This is a genomic window from Kitasatospora sp. NBC_00458 (assembly GCF_036013975.1).
In the GTDB taxonomy this organism is placed as follows: Bacteria; Actinomycetota; Actinomycetes; order Streptomycetales; family Streptomycetaceae; genus Kitasatospora.
The window spans coordinates 3,917,339-3,941,605 of the sequence record NZ_CP107904.1 but is presented as its reverse complement, the minus strand read 5'-3'; the positions used below and the strand labels follow the sequence as shown (position 1 = coordinate 3,941,605).

General features: G+C 73.8%; 24 protein-coding genes and 1 pseudogene. 12 read left to right on the top strand and 13 right to left on the bottom strand.

Annotated features, from left to right (window positions below):
* Window positions 1-102 precede the first annotated feature (102 nt).
* The 3 genes and pseudogenes from OG550_RS16015 to OG550_RS16005 form a co-directional block, all read right to left on the bottom strand.
* A pseudogene (locus tag OG550_RS16015) lies at window positions 103-489 on the bottom strand (Scr1 family TA system antitoxin-like transcriptional regulator); the annotation flags it as partial.
* Complete coding sequence (locus OG550_RS16010; RefSeq protein ID WP_327678086.1) at window positions 486-1,013, bottom strand: DUF6879 family protein; 528 nt, start codon at window positions 1,011-1,013, stop codon at window positions 486-488. The pseudogene OG550_RS16015 and the gene OG550_RS16010, both read right to left, overlap by 4 nt.
* Window positions 997-1,188 carry a hypothetical protein gene (locus tag OG550_RS16005; protein WP_327678083.1) on the bottom strand — a complete coding sequence of 64 codons (192 nt, stop codon included), beginning with the start codon at window positions 1,186-1,188 and terminating at the stop codon, window positions 997-999. Before OG550_RS16005 ends, OG550_RS16010 begins: the two co-directional genes overlap by 17 nt.
* Window positions 1,189-1,318: 130 nt before the next feature.
* Here OG550_RS16005 and OG550_RS16000 point away from each other — a divergent pair, with 130 nt between their 5' ends.
* The 3 genes from OG550_RS16000 (at window position 1,319) to OG550_RS15990 (ending at window position 4,253) form a co-directional block, all read left to right on the top strand.
* Window positions 1,319-3,004 (top strand): HEAT repeat domain-containing protein, encoded by a 1,686-nt coding sequence (locus tag OG550_RS16000; RefSeq protein WP_327678081.1) that lies wholly within the window; start codon window positions 1,319-1,321, stop codon window positions 3,002-3,004.
* A 63-nt stretch (window positions 3,005-3,067) separates the two neighbouring features.
* Window positions 3,068-3,544 (top strand): HIT family protein, encoded by a 477-nt coding sequence (locus tag OG550_RS15995; protein ID WP_327678080.1) that lies wholly within the window; start codon window positions 3,068-3,070, stop codon window positions 3,542-3,544.
* A gap of 85 nt (window positions 3,545-3,629) precedes the next feature.
* Complete coding sequence (locus OG550_RS15990) at window positions 3,630-4,253, top strand: DJ-1/PfpI family protein (RefSeq protein WP_327678078.1); 624 nt, start codon at window positions 3,630-3,632, stop codon at window positions 4,251-4,253.
* Window positions 4,254-4,324: 71 nt separating this feature from the next.
* Here OG550_RS15990 and OG550_RS15985 read toward each other — a convergent pair whose 3' ends face one another.
* Together OG550_RS15985 and OG550_RS15980 are read right to left on the bottom strand one after the other, a co-directional pair.
* The gene (locus tag OG550_RS15985) at window positions 4,325-5,080 is read right to left on the bottom strand and encodes an alpha/beta fold hydrolase (RefSeq protein WP_327678076.1); all 756 of its coding nucleotides are present in this window, start codon (window positions 5,078-5,080) and stop codon (window positions 4,325-4,327) included.
* A gap of 87 nt (window positions 5,081-5,167) precedes the next feature.
* Window positions 5,168-5,686, bottom strand: coding sequence for a GNAT family N-acetyltransferase (locus OG550_RS15980; protein WP_327678074.1), 519 nt, complete (start codon window positions 5,684-5,686; stop codon window positions 5,168-5,170).
* 94 nt (window positions 5,687-5,780) lie between these two features.
* Between OG550_RS15980 and OG550_RS15975 the strand changes: the two genes are divergently transcribed.
* Window positions 5,781-6,155, top strand: a complete 375-nt coding sequence (locus tag OG550_RS15975) for a VOC family protein (RefSeq protein ID WP_327678072.1) — start codon at window positions 5,781-5,783, stop codon at window positions 6,153-6,155.
* 79 nt (window positions 6,156-6,234) lie between these two features.
* Here OG550_RS15975 and OG550_RS15970 read toward each other — a convergent pair whose 3' ends face one another.
* The 5 genes from OG550_RS15970 to OG550_RS15950 form a co-directional block, all read right to left on the bottom strand.
* Window positions 6,235-7,224, bottom strand: a complete 990-nt coding sequence (locus tag OG550_RS15970) for an ABC transporter permease (RefSeq protein ID WP_327678070.1) — start codon at window positions 7,222-7,224, stop codon at window positions 6,235-6,237.
* On the bottom strand, window positions 7,221-8,093 hold the full coding sequence (locus OG550_RS15965; protein WP_327678068.1) for an ABC transporter ATP-binding protein: 873 nt from the start codon (window positions 8,091-8,093) through the stop codon (window positions 7,221-7,223). The genes OG550_RS15970 and OG550_RS15965 overlap by 4 nt, the downstream gene beginning before the upstream one ends.
* A 70-nt stretch (window positions 8,094-8,163) precedes the next feature.
* Entirely contained in the window at window positions 8,164-8,565 is a 402-nt protein-coding gene (locus OG550_RS15960; RefSeq protein ID WP_327678066.1) for a GntR family transcriptional regulator, read from the bottom strand.
* Between the two features lie 122 nt (window positions 8,566-8,687).
* Window positions 8,688-9,404 carry an MOSC domain-containing protein gene (locus OG550_RS15955; protein ID WP_327678064.1) on the bottom strand — a complete coding sequence of 239 codons (717 nt, stop codon included), beginning with the start codon at window positions 9,402-9,404 and terminating at the stop codon, window positions 8,688-8,690.
* Window positions 9,405-9,702: 298 nt separating this feature from the next.
* Window positions 9,703-10,446, bottom strand: a complete 744-nt coding sequence (locus OG550_RS15950) for a cyclase family protein (RefSeq protein WP_327678063.1) — start codon at window positions 10,444-10,446, stop codon at window positions 9,703-9,705.
* Between the two features lie 62 nt (window positions 10,447-10,508).
* Between OG550_RS15950 and OG550_RS15945 the strand changes: the two genes are divergently transcribed.
* The 6 genes from OG550_RS15945 (at window position 10,509) to OG550_RS15920 (ending at window position 16,489) form a co-directional block, all read left to right on the top strand.
* Complete coding sequence (locus OG550_RS15945) at window positions 10,509-11,174, top strand: UbiX family flavin prenyltransferase (protein WP_327678061.1); 666 nt, start codon at window positions 10,509-10,511, stop codon at window positions 11,172-11,174.
* A 151-nt stretch (window positions 11,175-11,325) separates the two neighbouring features.
* The gene (locus tag OG550_RS15940; RefSeq protein ID WP_327678059.1) at window positions 11,326-11,787 is read left to right on the top strand and encodes an Lrp/AsnC family transcriptional regulator; all 462 of its coding nucleotides are present in this window, start codon (window positions 11,326-11,328) and stop codon (window positions 11,785-11,787) included.
* Between the two features lie 5 nt (window positions 11,788-11,792).
* Entirely contained in the window at window positions 11,793-12,755 is a 963-nt protein-coding gene (locus tag OG550_RS15935) for a threonine ammonia-lyase (protein WP_327678056.1), read from the top strand.
* A 62-nt stretch (window positions 12,756-12,817) separates the two neighbouring features.
* On the top strand, window positions 12,818-13,981 hold the full coding sequence (mqnE, locus tag OG550_RS15930) for an aminofutalosine synthase MqnE (protein ID WP_327678054.1): 1,164 nt from the start codon (window positions 12,818-12,820) through the stop codon (window positions 13,979-13,981).
* Window positions 13,982-14,118: 137 nt separating this feature from the next.
* Window positions 14,119-15,381, top strand: coding sequence for a L,D-transpeptidase family protein (locus OG550_RS32790; RefSeq protein WP_442906006.1), 1,263 nt, complete (start codon window positions 14,119-14,121; stop codon window positions 15,379-15,381).
* A 163-nt stretch (window positions 15,382-15,544) separates the two neighbouring features.
* The gene (locus tag OG550_RS15920; protein ID WP_327678052.1) at window positions 15,545-16,489 is read left to right on the top strand and encodes a beta-ketoacyl-ACP synthase III; all 945 of its coding nucleotides are present in this window, start codon (window positions 15,545-15,547) and stop codon (window positions 16,487-16,489) included.
* 304 nt (window positions 16,490-16,793) lie between these two features.
* Here OG550_RS15920 and OG550_RS15915 read toward each other — a convergent pair whose 3' ends face one another.
* Window positions 16,794-17,441 carry a TetR family transcriptional regulator gene (locus OG550_RS15915; protein WP_327678051.1) on the bottom strand — a complete coding sequence of 216 codons (648 nt, stop codon included), beginning with the start codon at window positions 17,439-17,441 and terminating at the stop codon, window positions 16,794-16,796.
* A gap of 458 nt (window positions 17,442-17,899) precedes the next feature.
* Here OG550_RS15915 and OG550_RS15910 point away from each other — a divergent pair, with 458 nt between their 5' ends.
* Entirely contained in the window at window positions 17,900-20,260 is a 2,361-nt protein-coding gene (locus OG550_RS15910; protein ID WP_327678049.1) for a serine/threonine-protein kinase, read from the top strand.
* A gap of 76 nt (window positions 20,261-20,336) precedes the next feature.
* Here the strand turns inward: OG550_RS15910 and galE are convergent, their stop codons facing one another.
* Window positions 20,337-21,320: a UDP-glucose 4-epimerase GalE gene (galE, locus tag OG550_RS15905; RefSeq protein ID WP_327678047.1), complete on the bottom strand. Its 984-nt coding sequence runs from the start codon at window positions 21,318-21,320 to the stop codon at window positions 20,337-20,339.
* 212 nt (window positions 21,321-21,532) lie between these two features.
* On the opposite strand from galE, the gene OG550_RS15900 reads away from it, so the two are divergent.
* Window positions 21,533-22,618, top strand: coding sequence for a S1C family serine protease (locus tag OG550_RS15900; protein ID WP_327683915.1), 1,086 nt, complete (start codon window positions 21,533-21,535; stop codon window positions 22,616-22,618).
* Between the two features lie 165 nt (window positions 22,619-22,783).
* Here the strand turns inward: OG550_RS15900 and OG550_RS15895 are convergent, their stop codons facing one another.
* A complete protein-coding gene (locus OG550_RS15895; RefSeq protein ID WP_442906005.1) occupies window positions 22,784-24,007 on the bottom strand; it encodes a sensor histidine kinase in 1,224 nt (407 codons plus the stop codon).
* Window positions 24,008-24,267 lie beyond the last annotated feature (260 nt).

Genomic DNA, 24,267 nt, shown 5'->3' with positions numbered 1-24,267 from the left:
TCGAGCCGGTCGGGGGTGCTACTGGCTGTGGTCGGGCCTGGTGTAGGCCGGTGAGCGGAACAGGCGGCGGAAGGTGTGCGGGCCGTGGCGGTGGTCGAGCCACTGCGTCAGCCCGTCCAGGTACTCCGGGGTCTGCAGGAGGCCTGGAATCAGTGACGGCTGAAACAACTTGAGCGTGGCCATGGAGGTTTCCAGAGCCCGAATCTGCTGCTGTTTCCTGTGATAGCCGAGGCGGCGGAACTGTCGCCATGCCACGGCCTCCGTCGCAGCCGTGCGGGCTGCGTTCAGGTACTCGGCCTTGACCTCATCGGAAACGCCGATGGCCGTCAGGATGCGGTCGACGTCGGAGACGCCGACCGACGTGCGGCCGTTCTCGATCTTGCTGAGCTTGCTCTGGGACATGAGTGCGCTGCGGGCAACCGTCTTGGCCTCCTTGCCGGAGGCCTTGCGCAGTGCCCGCAGCGCCGAACCCAGATCTGTTCTCCTCACTCGCCGTGCAGTGCCCACCAATCGGGGAACGGCTCGGCGTGTGCCATCGCCGTATCGCGGTAGGTGACGAATTCGGCGACCCGGTCGGCGTCGACGAACTCGGACCCGAGGTAGCCCCCGGCGTCGTCGTACTTCATGGAACCGACGGTGTGCTCGTCGAACAGCCAGAAATCGGGTGCCCCGGGGATCGGGTTCGGCTGCTCCGTGGTGTCGAGGATGAAGAACTCCTCGCCGGCCAGCGCGTTGCGCCGGTATCCCCAGCCGAGCTCGAACCGCAGGTACGGGGTCAGCGGACGGGAGAGGACGTGGACCCGGTACATGCGCTTTCCGGCCCGGGTGGCGTTCCGCACGGTGGTCACCCAGTCCGCCGACCGGTAGGACTCCGGCTGGGGCTCCCCGGCGAGAAACGCCTCGTAGGCGTCGACTCCGCCGGAGCGGCTGTAGTCGTCCAGGGTTTCCAGCCGGAAGGCCTCCCGCTCGAATGCCCCGAACCACTCTCCCAGGGGCCTAGATGAGGTTGTCACGGACGGCCTTTCGGATCAGTTCGACGGGGATTTCCACGACTGTCTCGTGTGACGGCAGAGCAAGGCCGTGATCCGGCGGGGTCGCGCCCTGGACCAGCAGGGTTCCCCGGTCGGTCGCGTACAGCGTCGGGCAGTCCCCGTCGTCGCACGAGCTGGTGAGCTTCTGGACAAGCACGGCGCCCCCTAGCGCGGGATCTGATGCCTGTTCCGATCCTCCCGGCCGTGATCCGCGGGGTGCAAGTGGGTGGGGTTTCCGCTACTGGAAACCGGTGGGCGGGGGTGGGGGTGTGCGGGAGACTGCGGGGATGGATGACACGGGGGCGGCGCCCGCGCTGGTCGGGCGGGTGGTGGTGGCGGCGAGGGCCGCCGAGGGGTCGGGTGACCGGGGCGGGTACGAGGACCTGCTGCGGCAGGCGGGCGGGGACGGTGCCGGGGCGCTGGCGGGCGGGCTCGGACTGCTCGGGTCGGCCGATGCGGTCGAGCGGGCGGTCGGCTGCGACCTGCTGGGGGCCGCGAGCGACCGGGACGAGGAGGTCCGGGCGGAGGCGGCGACCGCGCTGGTCGGGCTCGCGGAGGGGGAGGCCGACGTCCCGGTCCTCCGGGCGCTGGCGGCCGCGCTGGGGCGGACGGACGACCGGCGCGCCGTGCCCGTCCTGGTCGCGCTGGCCGGACACGCGGACGCCGGGGTCCGGGAGCGGGTGGCCGTCGCCCTGCCGGGAGCCGCCACCGGCGACCCGGACGGGCCGGGCGTCCGCGCACTCGTCACCCTGACCCGCGATCCGGACCCGGAGGTGCGCAACTGGGCCACGTTCGCGCTCGGCTTCCAGTCCGAGGCCGACGGCCCCGCGATCCGGGCCGCGCTCTGGGAGCGGACCGGCGACGAGTACCCGGACGCCCGTGAGGAGGGCATCCGCGGCCTGGCCCGGCGGCGCGACCCGCGCGCCGTACCGCTGCTGCTGGAGCTGCTGGCGGACCCGGAGGGTGCGCACGTCCTCACCTTCCACGCGGCGCAGGTCCTGGCCGCCCCCGAACTGCTGCCGGTGCTGGAGGACTACGACCCGGACGGCACCGGCGTCGCCGAGGCGCTGGCCGCCTGCGACCCGGTGCGGCGCGAGCGGCTGCACGCCGACGCCTGGGAGCTGCTGTGCGCACTGGACGGGCTGCGGCCCGATTTCGAGGCCGCGCTGTCCGCCTCCCGCCCCGAGCCCGGCCTCGCGCTCACCCTCGGGTCGGATCCCGGGAGCGCGCAGTACGACGTCGGGGCGCTGCTCCGGCGCGCGGGCGGCGATCCGGCCCGGGCGGCCCGGCTGGTGGTCGCCGACCACCCGGACAGCCCGGGGGTCCGCGCGCTGATCGGCCTCACGCGCAGTCCGGACCCGGGCGTCCGGGACTGGGCGACCCATCAGCTCGCGGGCGAGTTCCAGGCCGACACCCCGGCGATCCGGGCCGCCTTCTGGGAGCGGACCCGCGACGAGTACCCGGACGCCCGTGAGGAGGGCATCCGCGGCCTGGCCCGGCGGCGCGACCCGCGCGCGCTGCCGCTGCTGCTGGAGCTGCTGGCGGACCCCGCGCGGGTCCACGCCCGGGTCTTCGGCTCGGCGGAGATCATGGCACTCCCCGAACTGCTGCCGGCCCTGCGGAGGTACGACCCCGGGATCCCCCGGTACGCCGGGGCCGCCTCCGCGGTCGCCTCCTGCGACCCGGTGCAGCGGGAGCGGCTGCACGCCGACGCCTGGGAGCTGCTCCGCGCACTCGACGGGCTCCGGCCCGATCTGGCGGCCGCGCTGTTCACCCCGCGCGCCTCCTGGGGCCCGGTCCTCGGCCTCGGCGCCTTCGACGAGCCCCCGGGGCGCAGCGATCCGGTCCTCGGGCCGTTCGCCGCCACCTACCTCGTGGTGGAGCTCCTCACCCGGGCCGGCGGAGACCTCGGCCGGGCCGCCGCACTGGTCGCGGCCGAGCACCCGCCGGTCGGCGGTACGGGCAACCCCTGAGGCCTGTCGGCAGAGTCCCTCCGGGGCCGACGCGACCTTGCCGACACGCCCTAGCATCGCCTCATGATCGACAACACCGACTGGAAGTCCGACCGCATCGGCAGCGCGCTGCGCGGTGAGAACCCGACCGTCATCCGGCGCCTGGACGCCGGGTTCGCGGTGATCGGGGACGTGCAGTTCCTGCCGGGCTACGCGATCCTGCTCGCGGACGAGCCGGGTGTCGAGCGGCTCACCGATCTGCCGAAGGCGCGCCGGATCGCCTACCTGGAGGACCTCGACCGGCTCGGCGAGGCCGTGGAGCGGGCGTGCCGGGCGGCCGATCCGGCGTTCCGCCGCGTCAACCTGGAGATCCTGGGCAACACCGACCCGATCCTGCACGCGCACGTGTGGCCGAGGTTCGACTGGGAGCCCGAGGACCGCGTCCGGATGCCCGTGTGGCTCTACCCGGCGGACCGCTGGCGCGACGCCCGGTACGCACTGGGCCCGGGACAGGACGCGATCCGGGCGGCCATCGGGGCGGAGCTGGATGCGCTCAGGTGAAAGCCGGTGGTGCAGACCACTCGTTCTCGTGAATCCGCTGACCAGGAGGCGGACGTAGGGCCAACTCCGCTCTAGTCTGCGGGACATGGACATCGTGATCCCGCTCTTCGACGACTTCGAGCCGCTCGACGCGATCGGCCCCTACCAGGTGCTCGGGTACCTCCCGGGCGCCACCGTGCGGTTCGTCTCGACGGGCGGGACCGGCCGGGTGGCCGACACCCTGGGCGGGTTGAGACTCGACGTCCCCGTCCGGTACCAGGAGGTCGAGTCGTGCGACGTCCTCCTGGTGCCGGGCGGGAACGGCACCCGCCCGCTGCTGGACGAGGCCGGGTTCCTCGACTGGATCCGCCGGGTGCACGCGACCACCCGGTTCACCACCTCCGTCTGCACCGGCGCCCTGCTGCTCGGGGCGGCCGGCCTGCTGAAGGGGCTGGCGGCGACCACCCACTGGGCGGCCGCCGGTGAACTGGCCGCGTACGGCGCGACGTACACGCCGGAGCGGGTGGTCCGCCGGGAGCGGATCGTCACGGCGGCCGGGGTCTCCTCCGGCATCGACATGGCGCTCCTGCTCGCGGCGCTGCTCACCGACGAGACCACCGCCCAGGCGATCCAGCTCTACGCCGAGTACGACCCCCAGCCGCCCTTCGACGCCGGTTCGGTGGCGAAGGCCCCGCCCGCGGTGCTGGAGCGGATCCGCGAGATCGGCTAGCCGGAGCCGGAGCCGGAGCCGGAGCCGGGGCACGGGGCACGGGCCGAGGGGCGGGGCCGGGGGCCACCGGATCATGCGCGGAGGAACGACTCCAGGGAGACCGCCAGCGCGACCGGCGTCTCGTGCATCGGGTAGTGGCCGCTGTTGGGGAGTTCCTCCAACTCGGCGTTGGGGTAGTGCGCGAGGAAGGTGCCGCGCATCACCTCGGCGGTCAGCGCGAGGTCGTGGGTGCCGACGATCACCTTGACCGGCACGGGATTCCCGTCGATCCGGTCCACCAGGTCGGCGGTCGCCCAGTCGCGCACGTAGCCGCCGAACGCCTCGCGGGTGGACAGCGAGAGCGAGCGGTTCACCATGAGGTCGAGCCAGACCCGGCCGGCCCGCTGCCCGGTCACCAGGTCCACGATGGCGTACCGCTTCTCGCGGTCGTCCGCCGCACCGTAGAACAGTTTCTCGGCCGCCGCGTCCATCGGGTACGGGCCGGCCGGGACGGGCGCCAGGCCGACCAGCTTCCGCACCCGGCCGGGCGCCTGGGCCAGTACCTGCTGCACGGCCTTGCCGCCCATGGAGTGCCCGACGAGCGAGAAGGTCTCCCAGTCGAGCTGGTCGGCCAGCGCGAGCGCGTCGTCCGCGATCTCGGCGAGCGTGTACGCACCCGTCACGTTCCTGCGCTCGCCGTAGCCCCGGTAGTCGAGGAAGGCGTAGGTGAAGGAGGAGCCGTCCAGGTAGTCCAGGAACGCGCCCCAGCCGGCGCTGGTGCCGAACCAGTCGTGCAGCACCAGGACCTTGTGGGCGCCGGTGCCGATCAGGCGGTGAGGGATCGTCATATCCGTTGTTCTGCCCGCGAATCCGCGCCGCCGAACTACTGGCGGGTAAACGGGTTCGGGCCCGGCGGCCGGACCGGGCGCGTCGGGTCAGAGCGCGCGCCGGTACGCCGTGCCCGGCCGGCCGTCGACGGTCCGCTCGCCCACCGCCGTGAACCCGGTGCGGGCGAGCAGGGCCCGCGAGGGTGCGTTGTCGAGGGTGGTCACGGCGGTGAGCGCGGTGAGTCCGTACGCGGTGGCGGCGAGCCGGCAGACCTCCTCGACCGCCGCCCGGGCGACGCCCCGGCCGCCCGCGCGTTCGCCGACCCGGTAGCCGAGCTCGGCGCCGCCGTCGGCCGCGTCGACCAGGTTGACCCGTCCGACCAGTGCGCCCCCGGCATCCAGGACGACGTGGAAGTGGCAGGCGCCGGAGGCCTGTTCGGCCAGCAGTGCGGCGTGCCGCCCGGCGAACCCGGCCGGGGTGAAGTAGGCGTCCCCGCGGTCGGGCACCGAGCGGGTGAAGAACTCCCGGTTCTCGCGCTCGAACGCGAGCAGCGCGTCCGCGTGTCCGGCCGAGAGCCGCTCCAGCCGTACGGCGGGGGCGTGGAGCGATCCGTCTCCTGTGATCATCCGATCATGGTCCGACCTGTGTCGGCCGCTGTCCAGCAGGCAGGACGATCCTGCGGGGACAATGGGCGCAGCAGGAACCCGCGAAGGAGAGACCGTGATCGGCCGTCTGCAGTGCATCGTCCTCGACTGTCCCGACCCGGCCGCGCTGGCCCGCTTCTACGCGGGGCTGCTCGGCGGCGAGGTGGACCGGCCGGATCCGCGCTGGTCGCTGGGTGGCGACTGGTCCACCCTGCACACCCCCGGCGGGCCGGTGCTCTGCTTCCAGCGGGTCGCCGACCACCGTCCGCCCCGCTGGCCGGACCCGGCCCACCCCCAGCAGGCCCACCTGGACGTCGACGTCGAGGACCCGGCCGCCGCCGAGGCGGTCGTCCTCGCGCTCGGGGGCGCGCTCCTGCGGGACGCCGGCGGCTGGCGCGTCTACGCCGACCCCGCCGGCCACCCCGTGTGCCTGCTCCCGGCCCGCCCCTGACGCCTGCGGGCGCTCTCCGCCGCACCGGCCGGAGGGCGCCCGGATCCGGTCCGGTCCGATCCGGCCCGGGCCCGGCCGCTCAGGCGATGCGGCGGATCCGGCGGACGGCCAGGACGAGGAGCAGGGCGGTGAGGGCGAGGAAGAGTCCCGTCTCGATGCCCTGGAAGGTCCAGAAGCGGTCGGCCGGCTGGTACTCCTGCCAGTTGGTGTAGGGCGCGGGTCCGAACCCCTGCTGGGCGAAGTGGGCCACGCACCCGGCGGAGTCGACGGGGCCGTCGGTGTTGCAGCTGACCCGGCCGTCCGGGAGGACGAGCTCCCCGAGGCCGTTGCGGACGCCTTCCTGGTAGATCCAGGAGCCGTTGAAGCGGCTGGCCAGCAGCGAGCTGTCGATGGCGTAGCTGAGCGTCTTCGTCGGCAGGAAGTACGGGCGGGCGAGCGTCTCGACCAGGACCCGGACGGCGACGAAGGCGGCGAGCGAGATGCCCATGGCGGGCAGCACCTTGCGGCTCAGGGTGCCGACCAGGATGCCGAGCGCCACCGCGAACAGGGTGTAGCCGATCGGGGCCACGCCCTGGACGTCGAAGAGCAGGTAGCCGAACCGGCCCAGGCCGTTGGCGGTCAGCGGGGTCAGCCACCAGGCGACGCCCAGCGCGTAGACCACCGACAGGACGAGGGCGACGCCGCCGATCAGGCCGAACTTGGTGAGGATCCAGCGGCGGCGGCTGATGCCCTGGGTCCAGACCAGCCGGTGGGTGCCGTTCTCCACCTCGCGGGCGACCAGCGGGGAGCCGAAGAAGAGGCCCACCAGGACCGGCAGCAGGACGAAGAGGATGGCCAGGAAGGGCATCGCGCCGTACTGGTTGTCGAAGCGCTGGCTGAGCGCCTCGCAGCCGCTGCCGGAGACGAGTTGGGTGTCGCCCAGCTTGCGCAGGCAGGCACCGAGCCCGGAGTCTTCGAGGCTGGACCGCATCCCCAGGCCGGTGGGGATCAGCGCGGCGGCCAGGACGGCCAGCGCGATCGCCGTCCAGAGGGCCTGCTTGCGGTGTTGACGCCAGGTCAGCCAGATCATGCGGTCACCTCCGGGCGCGGGTCGGCGCCGGTCGTCCGGGTGTCGGCGGCGCCGAGGTAGGCGAGGACGAGGTCCTCCAGGGTGACGTCGTGCACGGCCCACCGGTCGGCCTCGACCGGGCCGTCGGTGCGGACCAGCAGGGTGGACTGCCGCTCGGTGTGGCTGGCCCGGACCACCGCCGCCACGCCGGGCACCGCGGCGCCGTCGGGGATCCGCGGGCCGACCAGGCGGCAGTGCGAGGCGAGCAGGTCGTCGACCGCGCCGGAGAGCTGCACGTGGGCGGTCTGCAGGACGATCAGGTGGTCGCAGACCCGTTCGAGGTCGGCGAGCAGGTGGGAGGAGAGCAGCACGGTGGTGCCGTACTCGCCGACCGCGCCCATCAGGGCCTGCATGAACTCGTGCCGGGCGAGCGGGTCGAGGGCGGCGACCGGTTCGTCGAGCAGCAGCAGCCGGGGCTTCTTGGCCAGGGCCAGGGCGAGCGCGACCTGGGCGCGCTGCCCGCCGGAGAGCTTGCCGACCGGCTTGTCGTGCGGGATGCCGATCCGGTCGAGCCGGTCGCGGGCGATCGCGGAGTCCCAGCGGCGGTTGAGCCGGCTGCCCATGGTGATCAGCTCGGTGGCGGTGAAGTCCGGGTAGAGCGGGGTGTCCTGGGCGACGAACCCGAGGTCGGCGAGGGCTTCGACGTTGTCCCGCGGGTCCTGCCCGAAGACTCGGACCTGCCCGGCGTCGGGCTGCAGCAGGCCGACGGCGAGGTGGAGCAGGGTGGACTTGCCGGCGCCGTTGGGGCCGACCAGGGCGGCGATCCGCCCGGCGGGGAGCTGCAGCGAGCAGCCCTGGAGTGCCCAGGTCTGGCCATAGCGCTTGCCCAACCCTTCAGTCTGCAAAGCGACTTCCGTCATGTGTTCCCCCAAGGATGCGGTCTGGCGGGTGCCGTGCGGGTCAGCCGTCCTTCGGTGACGGCCGGTCGAACGTGGCCCGCGTGGTGGTGTCGATCAGCGCGGTGATGTCCTCGCGGGCGAGTCCGGCGGCCTGCGCCTTGCGCAGCCAGGCCACCAACTCCTCGCGCAGTTCTGCCTGGTGGGACAGCGACGGCCCGGCCAGGGTGCGGACCAGGAACGTCCCCACTCCGGGCCGGCCCTCGGCGAGCCCCTCCAACTCCAGCTCCCGGTAGGCCTTGAGCACGGTGTTGGGGTTGATCGCCAGGGACTGGGCCACGTCGCGCACCTTGGGCAGCCGGTCCCCCGGTTGCGCCAGTCCGACTCGCAGCGCCTGCTTCACCTGCAGCACCAGCTGCATGTACGTGGCCACCCGCGAGCGGCCGTCGAGCACGAACTCGATCACCAGTTGTTCTCCTGTCCTACGACAGTAAGACAGGATAGGCGCGGATCAGTCAAGTGGTGAGGCCGGGGTGTGATTCGAGGCAGGCCGAAGGGACTTGACGACGCGTCGGTGCAATGCGCCCGTCAGTGCAGGGAGAGCGTGTCGCCCACGGAGAGCCGGCCGGGGGCGGCGACCTCGGCGAGCGCGTCCAGGCGGGTGTCGTGGGCCTGGGCGATGGCCTTGAGGATCTCGGGGGCGTGCGGGAGCCCGGGCTGGGCGGCGGTGGTCATCGCGCAGCGCTCGCTGGAGCGGACGAAGGCGAGCCGGGCGCCGGAGCGCGCACCGGCCCGGCCCTCGCGGCCGAACCACTCGTCCTCGACGAACGGCGGGGTGCCGGGCGGCGTGCGCAGCAGGACGTTGGGCCGGAACCGGCGGACGTCCACGACGGCGGACGGCGCGGCCTCCGCCACCCAGTCCAGGGTGGCGGTGGTGAGCACGCTGACCGGGAGCTGGTCGAAGTGCGAAACGGCGTCCTCGCGGGCGAGTTCGACGTCGTCGCGCTGGAGGTAGGCGCGCAGGAACGCGGTCGGGTCGGCGACCGGGCGGCCCAGCGGGTCGAACAGCTCGGGGCCGTCGATCCGCCGGCCGAGCCGGGAGGAGAGCCGGAGCAGGCCGTCCATCCGCCGGAACCGGCGGGTGTTCTTGCCGGAGCCCAGCTTGCCGTTGCCGTCGCGCACGGCGTAGAGGCGGTCGCCCGCGAGCCCGCGGTCGTCCACCTCGACGGAGTCGAGCCGCTCGCCGCCGGTGGACTTCACGGGGTAGCGCCAGAGCTGCTCGATCACTCCGATGATCTCTGCCATGGCCGGACAGCGTACCGGCGTACGCCGGGGATGGTCTAGACCAAGTACCGGGCGGGTCAAGCGGTTCGGCGGATCGGACCGGTCGGCCCGGGCGCCTCCGGGGAGGTCCGGGGGCGGCCCGCGGCCGATCGGGGGTCGTCCCGGTGTCACCGCGGGGCCGCGTCACCGCCGTGCCGGAGCCACCCCGGAGCAACCCGGAGCCACCCCGGAGCGCGGCCGGAGCGAGGCGGGCGCCGGGGCCGATCGCGCAGCCGAGCCCGAGCCCGAGCCCGAGCCGGGGCCGGCGCCCGGTCCGGGGTCACCCCAGCCGGGCCACCGCGCGGACCGGCGCCCCGTCGGCCGCCACCAGCCGGATCGGGAAGAGCGAGATCTCGACCGGCCGCCCGGCCTGCTGGGCCTCCAGCAGCGGCCGCAGATCGGTGAGGTTCTCGGCGATGACGCCGCCGCCGGGCGCGCCGAGCAGGACCCGGTGCGCGGCCAGGGTGGGCTCGTCGGCGGCCGGCTGGTCGTGCTCGTCGGTGAGGTCGGCGAGCAGCGCGGCCACCGCCGGGTCGCCGGGCCCCGGGTCGGGGGTGGGGTCGACGCTGAGCGCGTCCACGCCGACCGTCCGCACCCCGGCGGCGACGATCGCCTCGGCCGCACCGGCGGTCAGGCTGGGGTGGGCGAGGTAGGTGTCGGTGCCCCAGTGCCGGGCCCAGCCGGTGGCCAGCAGCAGGACGGTGCCCTCGCCGGCGCGCTCCAGCGCGGGCGCGAGCTGCTCGGCGGTGACGGCCGCGCGCGGCTCCAGGCCGCGCAGGTCGGCGACGACCACCGGGCCGGTGAACAGCTCCAGCGGCAGGCCGTCCAGGGTGGGCCAGGTGACGTCCACGTGGTAGGGCGCGTCCACGTGGGTGCCGGACTGCGAGCCGAGGTGCAGGGCCAGCACGTTCACCCCGGCGGTGGAGGTGGTGAGCGCGGGCTCCAGGACCACGGCCGGATCGCCGGGGTAGACCGGCATCGCGGTGGTCACCTGATGGGTGAGGTCGACGAGGGTCGCTGCCATGGCGCCCATCCTTCCAGGACGCCGCCGGGGCCGGGCGGGCCGAGTGAGTATAGAAAGCAACCATGGAGAAGCCGAAGCAGCCAGTACGCCAGCCCTGGGTCGTGGGAGTGTCCGGAGCGTCCGGGACGCCCTACGCCGCGTCCGTGATCCGCGCGCTGCTCGCCGCGGACGAGGCCGTGGACCTCGTGGTGAGCCGCGCCGCGCGGCTCACCATCCTCGACGAGACCGGCATCTCCTTCCGCGACGCGCACTGGCGCACCGACCTCTCGGCCTGGCTGGGCGTCCCGGAGGAGCGCCTCGACGACGTCCGGTACTGGTCGGCGGGGGACTTCGCCGCCGGCCCGTCCAGCGGCTCGTACCCGGCGAAGGGCATGCTGGTCGTCCCCGCGACCACCGGCGCGGTGGCCGGCATCGCGCTCGGCCTGAGCAAGGACCTGCTCCAGCGGGTGGCCAGCGTCACCCTCAAGGAGCGCCGCCCGCTCGTGGTCTGCGTCCGCGAGGCGCCACTCAACGGGGTGACGTTGAAGCACCTGGTGGAGCTGGACGCGCAGGGGGCGGTCGTGCTCCCCGCCTCGCCCGGTTTCTACGCCGGCGGCTCCACCGTCCGCGAGCTGGTCGATTTCGTCGCCGGGCGGGTGCTGGACGCGGTCGGAGTGCCGCACGGGCTGTACCGGCGGTGGGAGGGCGAGTTGGGTGCCGCCGCCCGGGAGGACGGCCGATCGGCCTGACGACACCGACGGGTCGGGCTGAGGGGGAGTGAGGCACCGGGAGTCGGGAGAGTATGTTCTCTGCGATATCCGGGTTGGTCCGAGCATGGCACCTTTGAATCCGGATAATGATCTGTGGGTCTGGTGAGGTTCGGAAGGACGCGGACGGTATATGGACACGGTGGACAGACAGCTCATCCAGGCGCTTCGGGAGAACGGCCGCGCGTCCTACGCCGAGCTGGGCCGACTGGTGGGCCTCTCCGGCCCGAGCGTCACTGACCGCATCAACCGGCTGGAGCAGGCCGGGGTGATCACCGGCTACCGCGCGACGGTCAACCCGGCCTCGCTCGGCTTCGGCGTCACGGCACTGATCGGGCTCCAGCTCACCGACGCGGCCGACCACGAGGACGTCGCGTTCCGGCTGAAGGACCTGGGCGAGGTCGAGGACTGCTGGTTCATCGCCGGCGACGACTCGTACATGCTCAAGGTCCGGGTTCCGGACGTCGAGGGGCTGGAATCGGCGGTGAAGCGGATCTCCGGCACGAAGGGTGTGGCCCGTACCCGCACGACCGTCGTACTCTCCACGAAATGGGAGAGCCGGGTGAGCGAGCTGCCGCTCGCCGAAGGGGAGTGACGGCGATGGCACTGGTCGGTCTGGAGGAGCTGCACGCGGCCCGGGAGCGGATCGCGGGGGTCGCCGTGCGCACCCCGCTGGTCCCCGCCCCCTGGGCGGCCGACGGCGAGCGGCGGCTCTGGCTCAAGCCGGAGAACCTCCAGCCGACCGGGGCCTTCAAGACCCGCGGGGCGTACAACCGGCTCGCCGCGCTGAGCGGGGACGAGCGGGCCCGCGGCGTGGTCGCCCAGTCCAGCGGCAACCACGCGCAGGCTGTGGCGTACGCGGCGGACCTGCTCGGCATCAAGGCCGTGATCGTGATGCCGGACACCTCGCCGGCGGTCAAGGTCGAGGGCACCCGGTCGTTCGGCGCCGAGGTGGTGCTGGTGTCGCCGGAGGAGCGGGACACCGTGCCCGGCGAGCTGGCCGAGCGGCACGGCTACGTCTGGGTGCCGCCGTACGACGACCCGTACATCATCGCGGGCCAGGGCACCGTGGGCCTGGAGATCGCCGAGGACGCCCCGGCGGACCTCGACACCGTCCTCGTCCCGGTCAGCGGCGGCGGGCTGATCTCCGGCACGGCGGCCGCCCTCAAGCTCACCCGGCCGGGCGTGCGGGTGATCGGCGTCGAACCCGAGCTGGCCGCCGACGCCCAGGCCAGCCTGCGGGCCGGTGAGCGGGTGGCCTGGCCGGTCGCCGACACCTACCGGACGATCGCGGACGGGCTGCGCACCCCCTCGGTCGGCGCGCTGCCGTTCGAGCACCTCACCGCCTACGTGGACGACATCGTCACCGTCACCGAGGACGAGATCCGCGCGACGGTGGCGCTGCTGGCGCGGCGCGGCCGGCTGGTCGCCGAGCCGTCCGGCGCGGTCGCCCCGGCCGCGTACTTCCACCGCGCCGCCGAGACCGGCGGACGGCGCACCGCCGCCGTGGTGAGCGGCGGGAACATCGAACCGGCGTTGCTCGCGGAGCTGCTCGCGGGCTGAGCACGGCGGGGGCGTACGCTCGTTCCGGCAAGGAATCGAAGTCGGAGGAGGCGGGGCACCGCATGGACGCAGGGCTCAAGCGCGAGCTGGAGGCGAAGGTCTACGCGGGTGAGCGGCTGACCCGCGAGGACGGGATCGCGCTCTACGAGAGCGACGACCTGGCCTGGCTGGGCGGGCTGGCCCACCACGTGCGGACGCAGAAGAACGGCGACGTCGTCCACTTCAACGTCAACCGCCACCTCAACATGACCAACGTGTGCAGCGCGTCCTGCGCCTACTGCTCGTTCCAGCGCAAGCCGGGCGAGAAGGATGCGTACACGATGCGCATCGAGGAGGCCGTCCGCCTCGCCAAGGCGATGGAGGTCGACTCCCTCACCGAGCTGCACATCGTCAACGGCCTCCACCCGACCCTGCCGTGGCGCTACTACCCGCGTTCGCTGCGGGAGCTGAAGGCGGCGCTGCCGAACGTCTCGCTGAAGGCCTTCACCGCCACCGAGATCCACTGGTTCGAGCGGATCAGCGGCCTGCCCGCCGACGAGATCCTGGACGAGCTGATCGACGCCGGCCTGGAGTCGCTCACCGGCGGCGGCGCGGAGATCTTCGACTGGGAGGTCCGCCGGCACATCGTCGACCACGACACCCACTGGGAGGACTGGTCGCGGATCCACCGGCTCGCCCACAGCAAGGGCCTCAAGACGCCGTCCACCATGCTGTACGGCCACATCGAGGAGCCCCGCCACCGGGTCGACCACGTGCTGCGGCTGCGCGAGCTGCAGGACGAGACCGGCGGCTTCCAGGTCTTCATCCCGCTGCGCTACCAGCACGACTTCCACGACTCCAAGGACGGCGTCGTGCGCAACAAGCTGATGGCCCGTACCGAGATGGCCACCGGAGCCGAGGCGCTGAAGACCTTCGCCGTCTCCCGGCTGCTCTTCGACAACGTCCCGCACGTCAAGGTCTTCTGGGTGATGCACGGCGTCACCACCGCGCAGCTGGCGCTCAGCCACGGCGCGGACGACATGGACGGCTCGGTGGTCGAGTACAAGATCACCCACGACGCCGACAACTTCGGCACCCCGAACAAGCTCGGCCGGGACGACCTGCTGGGCCTGATCAGGGACGCCGGGTTCCGGCCGGTGGAGCGCAACACCCGCTACGAGGTCATCCGGGAGTACGACGGCCCGGACCTCGGCCGCCGTGAGACCCCGCAGGCGATGCGCCTCTGACCCCTCGGCGACCGGCGGTCCCCGCCCCAGCCCTCCCGCCGCCCGGGCCGTCTGACGGCCCGGGCAGCGGCTTCTTCACCGGCTCCGCACAGGCCCCGGGTTTCCCAACGGGCCGCGGGTTTGGCAGGATCGGCCGCATGTCCGGTTCCGATCGCTCCACCGCGTACCCGTCGTACGAGCCGGGGTACGAGCCGGTGTACGAGGTGCCGCAACAGTCGTACGGCTACCAGCAGCCGTACCAGCCGTCGTACCCGCAGCAGTACGAGGCGCCGCACCCGGGGCCCTACGAGGGCCGGGACGACCACGGCCACGCGGCGTACCCCTACCGGAGCCTGGCCGAGCACGACGTGTACGACCAGCCGTTCCAGGCCGCCCCGGCGGAGCAGGCGGAGCCCGTGGCCGGTCCCGGGCCGGCGGCGGGTCCGGCACCGGTGCCCGCCCAGGGCGCAGCGCCCGCCGCCGCAGCCCCCGCGGGCTCCCGGGCCGCCGCCCGCGGCCACCGGCGCAAGCCCAAGAAGAAGCGCACCGGCCGGGCCGTCACCGCCGGAACCGCCCTGCTGCTGGCGGCCGCCGCCGGCTGGTACACCGTCGGCCAGGACGCCGCCAGGACCGGCGTGACCAGTGCGGACGGCCCCGGCCCGGAGGGCGTCGCGGCCCCGGACCAGCCCGCGGCGGCCCAGTCCGCCGCGCCGCCCGCCGCCGCCCCGCCGGTGACCGACCAGGCCTCCCCGACCGCCGCCCCCGCCGCCGACGCCCGGCACACCGGGGAGCCGGCCGCCGACCGCAGCGAGGCGCGGGCCGACGGCTCGGTGGCCGCGATACCGGGCCTCGGCGCCGCCTTCGCCGCCCGGATACCCGCCGAGTCGACCCAGGTCGTGCTCGCCACCGGCGAGGGCAAGGACACCAACAAGGCGGCCGTGACGCTCTGGACCCGCACCCCCGAGGGCCGCTGGCTGGCCGGCGAGACCTGGCAGGGCCACAACGCGTTCAAGGGCTGGACCACCGACCACAACGAGGGCGACCTGCGCAGCCCGATCGGCGTCTACTCGCTCACCGACGCGGGCGGCCGCAAGGCCGACCCGGGCAGCAGGCTCCCGTACGACAAGGACCCCAGCTTCGTGGTCTCCGGCCGGGGCTTCGCCGGGGAGCAGCTCGCCGGCTCCTTCGACTACGTGGTCGCGATCAACTACAACCGGGTGCCCGGGAACTCCCCGCTCGACCCGCGCCGTCCCGACGGTTCGACCAAGGGCGGCGGCATCTGGATCCACGTCGACCACGGCGGTCCGACGCATGGCTGCGTCTCGATCCCGGAGGACAAGATGGCCCAGCTGATCCGGACCCTGGACCCGGCCGCCCACCCGGTGATCGTGATGGGCGACGCCGGCTCGCTGGCGGTCTGACCGGACCTTCCGGAGCCCGGTCCGGCGCCCCGGCGGGCCGGAGGAGCCGGGGCACGGCCCAGGCGCCGCAACGGTCCTTGTCGGCCTCCTACAGCATCCCGGCACGGATCCTGTAGCCGGTCACGCCCGACTGACCAGTGGGTAACCGGGTTGAGTGGGCAGTATGACCGGTTCGCGCATCGTGGCACTCGGCCACTACCAGCCCCCCAAGGTCCTCACCAACGACGACCTGGCGAAGCTGGTCGCCACCGACGACGAGTGGATCCGCAGCCGGGTGGGCATCCGGACGCGCCACATCGCCGAGGGCGAGACCCTGGTCGACCTGGCCACCGAGGCGGCGCAGAAGGCGCTGGCCAACAGTGGGCGGTCGGCCGCCGACGTCGACCTGGTCGTGGTCGCCACCTGTACCGCGGTGGAGCGCAGCCCCAACACGGCCGCGGCCGTCGCCGCCCGCCTGGGCGTGCGCGCACCCGCCGCCTACGACATCAACACGGTCTGTTCGGGCTTCTCGTACGCGCTGGCCACGGCCGACCACGCGATCCGGGCCGGTGCGGCACGGCTGGCGCTGGTGATCGGCGCGGAGCGGATGTCGGACACCATCGACTGGACCGACCGGTCCACCTGCGTGATCTTCGGCGACGGCGCCGGCGCGGCGCTGGTCGAGGCCCAGGAGGAGGGCGCCGAGCCGGGGATCGGCCCGGTGGTCTGGGGTTCGGAGCCGGAGCGGGGCGACGCCGTGGTGATCACCGGCTGGGACCCGGTGATCAGCCAGCAGGGCCAGTCGGTGTTCCGCTGGGCCACCACGCAGATCGCCCCGCTGGCCCGCGAGGCCTGTGCGAAGGCCGGTGTCGAGCCGTCCGAGCTGAAGGGCTTCGTGCCGCACCAGGCCAACCTGCGGATCATCGACGCCATCGCGTCCCGGCTGGGCCTCGCCGACGCGGTGGTCGCCCGGGACGTGGTGGACTCGGGCAACACCTCGGCCGCGTCCATCCCGCTGGCCTTCTCCAAGCTGGTCGAGCGCGGCGAGCTGTCGCCGGGCGACCCGGTCCTGCTGTTCGGCTTCGGCGGCGGCCTGGCGTACGCCGGTCAGGTCGTCCGCTGCCCCTGAGCCGACCCGGGCCGGTCCCGGGGAGGCCCGCAGCGGCCCGGGCGGGGCCGCCGGCGGCTCGCGGTCCCGGGGCGGCCCCCCGGGGCCCGGGGCGGCCCGGCAGGGCCCGGGCGGGGCTCCAGGAGCCCGGAAAGCACGCGAGCCGGTGGGCGGGCACCCCTGAGGGGGTGCCCGCCCACCGGCATGTCGTGGCGCGGTACGGACCGTCGGCGGACCTCCCCCGAGGACACGGCCGCCGTCCGTCGTACCCCGGACAGGAGGCCGGGGCCGCGCGGAGCGGAAGGGTGGGTCGTGGCGGATCGGTCTACTTGGGCGCCTTCTTGCCGGTGACGCCCAGGTACACCAGGGGAGCGAGGTTGGGTTTGAGGTCCTTGACCTTGACACCCCAGGAGGTGAAGGCCTTCTGGTGCTCGGCCGCGGAGGCGAGCAGTGAGACCAGTGACCCGGCGACTGCGGCCGGATCCAGTGACTTGTCGGCCTGGCCCTTCGCCTGGAGTTCCTTGACGGCTTCCGTGAGCGGCTTGGCGACGGCGTTGAGGACGGTCATGCGGATCTTGAAGAACCGCTTGTCCCCTTCGGCGGCACCGAGCGTGACCACTCGGAGAATGGCGTCGTTCTTGCGCCAGAAGGCGAGGAATCCGTCGACCAGTTCTTCCGAAGTGGCCGTGCCGGACTTCCCTGCCCAGGACTTTCCGGCCACCAGCTCTTTGAGGCTGTCGGCGTCCTTGGCCATTTCCTCGGCGATTTCGAGGACAGCGCCCTCGACATCCGGGAAGTACTGGTAGAAGGTCGCGGGGGAGGTACCCGCCATACGGGCGACGTCGATGACCTTGACGTCCCGATAGGGCGACGTGCTGAGCATCTCGCGGAGGCAGTCGAGCAGCTTCTGCCGCGTCTCCTGTCCGCGTCGCCCGGCGACGCGACCGTCGACGGTGCGAACTTGTCCTGTCATGCCGTCAGCTTACCGTGGCACGATCTTGGCGCGATTCGGTGATGTGACTATTACTCCGCATGGGGGTTGGTATAGAGGCGTGAAGCACTTCGGACGGATATTCATCACGCTCCCCGGGCCCGGTTTGACGCCCCCCCGTGTGCTTTTGACGCCACAGGGTGACGGCCCCTCCGCTGAGGGGTGATCGAGTAACGGAGCGTGACGATTACAGTTCGGGAATGACCTGGCCCGCTCGGGACCTCCGGGCGTGTCGGGCGCAAGCCTCCGCCGGAGCGGACGTCAGGATCCGGCCGTTCCTGCGGCGGTGACCGGGCGGTGGACGCACCGGCGGGCGCTGAACGCCCGTGGGCGGGGGAGGTTGGAGATGCACCCGGCGGCATTGGAGAATCGGGTCCGGCACCACGCGGCGGGTGTCCGGCACCACGCGGGCGGTGCGGAAGACGGGGAGGTGGCAGCGGGTGGACCAGCTGACGGCGCACGATCCGAGGCGGATCGGGCCCTTCGAGGTGCTGGGGCGGCTCGGCGCGGGCGGAATGGGCCTGGTCTACCTGGCGCGCTCCGCGTCCGGCCGAAGGGTGGCGATCAAGACCGTCCGGGGGGAACTGGCCGAGGACGAGCTGTTCCGGGTCCGCTTCGCCCGGGAGATCGCGGCCGCCAAGACGGTCGGCGGCTTCTACACCGCGGCCGTGGTCGACGCGGACGCGGACGCCCGGGTGCCCTGGCTGGCCACCGCGTACGTGCCCGCGCCCTCCCTGGAGGACCTGGTCACCGACTGCGGGCCGCTGCCGGCCGGGGCGGTGCGCTGGCTGGTCGCGGGCATCGCCGAGGCGCTGCAGTCGATCCACGCGGCAGGGCTGGTCCACCGTGACCTGAAGCCCTCGAACGTGCTGGTCGTCGAGGACGGCCCCCGGGTGATCGACTTCGGCATCGCCGCCGGGGTCTCCAGCACCCGGCTCACCATGACCAACGTGGCGGTCGGCACCCCGGCCTACATGTCGCCCGAGCAGGCCAGGGACAGCCGGGGCGTCACCGGCGCCAGCGACGTCTTCTCGCTCGGCTCGCTGCTGGTGTTCTGCGCCACCGGGCACCCGCCGTACCGGGGTGCCAACCCGGTCGAGACGGTGTTCCAGCTGCTGCGCGAGCAGCCCGACCTGTCCGGCCTGCCGGCCGAGCTGGTCGACCTGGTCCGGGCCTGCATGCGGCCCGCCCCCGAGCACCGGCCGACCCCGGAGCAGATCCAGGCCGAACTGGCCCCGCACCTGTTCTCCCGGGACGACGCCTCGGGCGAGGCCGGGGACTGGCTGCCGCCCAACGCGCTGGCCCTGATCGAGCACAAGCGGCGCGGGCGCCAGGCCGTGCCGGCCGTCGCGCCGGCCGCCCCCGTGCAGCCGCCCGCGGCCCCGCCGGTGCCACCGCACCAGCACGTCCCGCCGCCGCGGCCCGGCCACGACGACCCGCGCACCAGGCACGGCGGGCGGCACGCCCCGCCGCCGGCCGGACCGGTGCACACCGCGCCGCTCGGCCCCGACCCGGAGCCGGCCACCGAGAAGCTGGCGGCGCCCCGGCGCCACCGCGCGCCGGTCGCCGAGGAGAGCGCCGTCGAGGTGCGGCTGCCCGGCGCCTCGGTCCGGATAGGGCCCGGGCCGCGCGCCGAGCAGACCGGCTCGGGCGCGGCACCGGCCGAGACCGACTGGGTCCGCCGGATCACCCCGCCCCCGGCCCGGGCGGCCCGCTGGCGCCCCTGGCGGTTCCGGATGTCCAACGACGTCTGGGGCACCCCGGTGGTCGCCGACGGCACCCTGTTCGTCTCCAGCTTCGAGGTGCACGCCCTGGACATCGCCTCCGGGCAGCGCCGCTACAAGACCCGCGACGTCGCCTGGGCGCTCGCCGTGGACGCCGGCCGGGTGCACGCCGCCGACGGCCCCCACCTGTTCACGGTGGACGTCGGGGACGGCGCCGAGCGCTGGCGCCACTCGCTGGACGGCTGGGTGTACTCGCTGGACGCCGCCGACGGCGTGCTCTGCTGCGGCATCCGGGGCGGCGGCGTGCAGCTGCGCTCGGCGGCCGACGGCACCGAGCTGTGGCGCGCCGACGACGCCCAGCAGGACTTCGAGAACCCGCAGTCCGGGCCGGCCCTGGTGGCGGGCGCGGCCTTCTACTACGGCGGCGGCCGGCTGCGCTGCGTCGACCCGCGCGGCGGGGGCCTGCGCTGGTCGGTCCCGGTCGGCGAGGACGTGCCGTCCCGCCCGGCCGAGCGCGCCGGGGTGCTGTACGTGACGGCCGGCACCCGGGTGTACGCGCTGGACGTGGCGACCGGCGCCGAGCGGTGGCGGTTCGAGGCCTCGGCGGTGCTGTTCACGCCGCCCTCGCTGGACGCCGACGCGGTCTACGTCGCGGACTACCTGGGCACGGTGTACGCGCTGGACGCGGCGACCGGCCGGGACCGCTGGCGGGCGGCCACCGGCAGCCGGCAGGGGGCCGAGCCGGTGGTGGTCGGGGACGGCATGGCGCTGGTCGGCAACGGCGAGGTGCTGTACGCCTTCGAGGCGGCCACCGGGCGGGAGCGCTGGCGCTACACGGCCCGGGGCGAGATCGTCGGCTCCCCGGCGGTCGCCGACGGGCTGGTCCACCTCGGCAGCCGGGACCACTCGCTGCACACCGTCGACCTGGCCAGCGGGCAGCTGCGCTGGGAGCTGGGGACCAAGGGCGAGCTGACCGGCTCCCCGGTGGCGGTCGGCGGGAAGGTGTTCGTCGGCTCCAAGGACCGCTGCGTCTACGCGCTGGACGCCTTCTACGGGACGGCGGTGCCCTCGCACTGACGGGGGGCCCGCGGGTGCGCCCGCGGGCCCGCGGCGGGCGGAGGCACCGGCCTCCGCCCGCCACCGGCGGGGCCGGTTACTTCCGGGCCTCCGGGTGGCGGCTGCACCAGCCCTCCCAGGCGGAGGCCACCATCTCCTCGACGCCGTGCCTGGCGGTCCAGCCGAGCTCGCGGCGGATCAGGTCGGCCGAGGCCACCACCCGGGCCGGGTCGCCGGCGCGGCGCGGGGTGATCTCCGGGGTGGTGTCGTAGCCGGTGACCTTGCCGACGACGTCCAGCATCTCGCGGACGCTGACGCCCTCGCCGCGGCCGATGTTGAGGACCAGCGAGGTCTCCCCGGCCGGGTCGGCGGCCAGCCGCTTGGCGGCGGCCACGTGGGCGGAGGCGATGTCCGAGACGTGGATGAAGTCGCGCACGCAGGTGCCGTCGGCCGTCGGGTAGTCGTCGCCGAAGACCCGCGGGGCCTGGCCGGCGGTGAGCCGCTCGAAGACCATCGGGATCAGGTTGAAGACGCCCGCGTCGGAGAGCTCCGGCGAGGCGGCGCCGGCCACGTTGAAGTAGCGCAGCGCCACGGTGGACATGCCGTGGGCCTTGCCGGCGGCGGCGACCAGCCACTCGCCGGCCAGCTTGGTCTCGCCGTACGGGCTCATCGGCGCGCACGGGGTGGACTCGGTGACGAGGTCGACGTCGGGCATGCCGTAGACGGCGGCGGAGGAGGAGAAGAGGAAGCGCTTGACGCCGCCCTCGGCCGCGGCCTCCAGCACCGTCTGCAGGCCGATCATGTTCTCGCGGTAGTAGAGGAACGGCTGCTCGACGGACTCGCCGACCTGCTTCTTGGCGGCGAAGTGCAGGACGCCCGTCACGCCGTGCTCGCGGATGGCCGCGTCCAGTGCCGCCCGGTCCAGCGTCGACCCCTCGACCAGGGCCACCTCCTGCGGCAGCCGGGTCCGGTCACCGGTGCTGAGGTCGTCCAGGACGGCCACGCGCTCGCCCGCGTCGAGGAGCTGCTGCACGACGTGTCCGCCGATGTATCCGGCACCGCCGGTGATCAACCAAGTCATGGGCGAATCCTAGGGCGTGCGGATTTCGGGTCGGTGCCGCGGGCGAGTCGGAGCAGAGAAGTCGGACATTTCGGTGAAATGCTGACAAAGATCTCTGCGTCGTGTCCGTGTCCGAGGAAGCCGGAGGCGTCACCGTGAACCGCAAGAAGGAGCCCACCCGTCCGATCCCGGCCGGACCCCGGCCGACCGGGCCGAAGGCGTTCGGTGGCCGCCTGCTCGCGCCGGGCGCCGTCGCCGTCCTGACCGCCCTGGCGCTCGCCGGGTGCAGCAGCGGTTCGTCCTCCTCGTCCTCCTCGTCCTCCGTCTCGACCGCCGCCGCCGGCGCCCCCTCGGCCGGCCCGTCCTCCCCGGGCCAGCCCGGCGGCCCCAACCAGCTCCAGGACGCCTACCAGCGGGTGATCAAGGACGTGCTGCCCTCGGTGGTGCAGATCACCACCCCCACCGGCCTCGGCTCCGGGATCGTCTACGACGACAAGGGCGACATCGTCACCAACGCCCACGTGGTCGGCTCGGCCACCGCCTTCACCGTCACGCTGGCCAACAGCAGCAAGCCGCTGGACGCCACCCTGGTCGCCGGCTACCCGGACTCCGACCTCGCGGTGATCAGGCTGAGCAACCCGCCGGGCGGCCTCAAGCCGGCCGCCTTCGGGGACTCCACCCAGGTCGAGCTGGGCCAGATCACCCTCGCCATGGGCAGCCCGCTCGGCCTCTCCAGCAGCGTCACCCAGGGCATCGTCTCGGCCACCGGCCGGACCGTCTCCGAACCCACCACCGGCGGCTCGCCCGGCGCCACCCTCGGCAACATGGTGCAGACCTCGGCCGCGATCAACCCCGGCAACAGCGGCGGGGCCCTGGTCAACCTCGACGGCCGGGTGATCGGCATCAACACCCTCGCCGCCACCGAACCGGAGGCCAGCGGGGCGGCCGCGCCCGGCATCGGCTTCGCCATCCCGGCGTCCACCGTGACCAGCATCGCCGACCAGCTGATCAAGGACGGCAAGGTCACCAACTCCGGCCGGGCCGCGCTCGGCATCACCGCCCGGACCTACTTCGACCAGGACTTCCGGCCCGCGGGCGCCGCCGTGGTGGCCGTCGCGGCGGGCGGCCCGGCCGCCTCGGCGGGGATCCAGCCCGGGGACGTCATCACGAGGATCGGCGACACCCAGGTCACCTCGCTGAACTCGCTCACCACCGCGCTGGCCTCGCTCGCCCCGGGCGGCAAGGCCACCGTCGGCTACACCCGCGACGGCCGGAGCATGACCGCCGAGGTCACCCTCGGCACCCTGGAGACCCCGTAGGGCACCACCCCCGGAGCCCCCGGGCGGCGGCCGGCCCGTACACCGCGCAAGGGTCCGCGGGCCGGCCGCCGCCCGGGCACCAGCGCCACCGGGGCCCGTCGCGGACGTGCGACGGGGCCCCGGTGCGCGGAGGCCGCCGGATCCGGCCAGGCAGCCCGGTCCGGCTCAGCGGCGGGCGGCGCGGGTCCGCCAGGGGAGCTCGATCGTCACCGTGGTCGGCCCGCCGTGCGGGCTCTCGACCAGGAAGACGCCGTCCACGGCCCGGATCCGCTCGGCCAGGCCGGCCAGGCCGCTGCCCGGGTACGGGGCGGCGCCGCCCTTGCCGTCGTCCTGGACCAGCACCATCAGCTGGTCGCCGGCCCGCCAGACGTCCACCGTCGCGGAGCGGGCGCCGGAGTGCTTGGAGATGTTGGTCAGCAGTTCGCTGACCGTGAAGTAGGCGATGCCCTCGACCGCCGAGTCCGGCCGCTCGGCCGTGCCCTCCCGGTCCTTCAGGTCGACGTGCACCTTGACCCCGCCGGGCACCGTGCAGCGGGCCGCCACCGAGGAGAGCGCCGCGTCCAGGCCGCGGTCGGTCAGCACCGCCGGGTGGATGCCGCGGGCCAGGTCGCGCAGCTCCTGCAGGGCGATCTTCACCTCGCCGTGCGCGTTGCCGACCATCCGGGCGGCGGCGGCCACGTCCTCCGGCGACTCGGTCTCCTCCAGCCGCTCCTTCGCCATGCCGAGGTCCATCGCCAGCGCCACCAGCCGGGCCTGGGCGCCGTCGTGCAGGTCGCGCTCGATCCGGCGCAGGTCGGCGGCGGCGGTGTCGACCACGGTGCCGCGGTCGTCCTCCAGCTCGCGCACCCGCTCGGAGAGCGCCCCCGGGTAGAGCAGGGTCTCCACCAGCATCCGGTCCACCGCCGCCTCGTAGCGGACCACCCACGGCAGCACCGGCCAGCCGACCAGGACGCAGACCAGGGTCAGGGTGAAGCTGAGGATGCCCCAGGGCAGCATCAGCACGTGGTAGAGGGCCGAGCGCCAGGCCAGCGCGTCGGTCAGCCGGCTGATCGCGAAGCCGGTGATGCCCGGGCGGCGCTGCTGGACCGGCTCCGGCTCGTGCACCCCGGACCCGTACACCGAGCGGGCCCGGCGGCGGGCGAACCCGCCCATGGCCCGGCAGCCGGCCAGACCGGCCGCGAGCAGCGGCAGGCCGATCACGGTGACCGACAGCCCCAGGCCGACGGAGAGCGTCACGACGGTCAGGACGAACCCCGCGATGCCGAGCGGCAGGTTCAGCATCAGCTGCCCGACCTGCCGCCACATCCGCGCGCCGTACAGCGGGGCGCGCTCCGCAGGCGCGTCCTGCTCACTCGTGGCATCCGCGGCCCGGCGGTGCAATGGCTTCATCTCGGTCTACCGTCCCTCTCGGTCGAGCTGGTGAGCCAAGCTTCCCTGGTCGGGGGCGTGCGGTGCCATGGGGGTGATACGTCTTCCCGGCCGGGGGTTATCCCCACCCCGTCGCGGGCGGCACCGCGGGCGGCACCGAGGGCCGGTCCTCCACCGGATGTCCACCGGGCGTCTTGCGGATCGGGCAGGGTAGGGGGTACCTGTGCCGTGCACTTAGACTCACGCACTGGCGATGGTTATGGGCGTGTAAAGAAACGTCG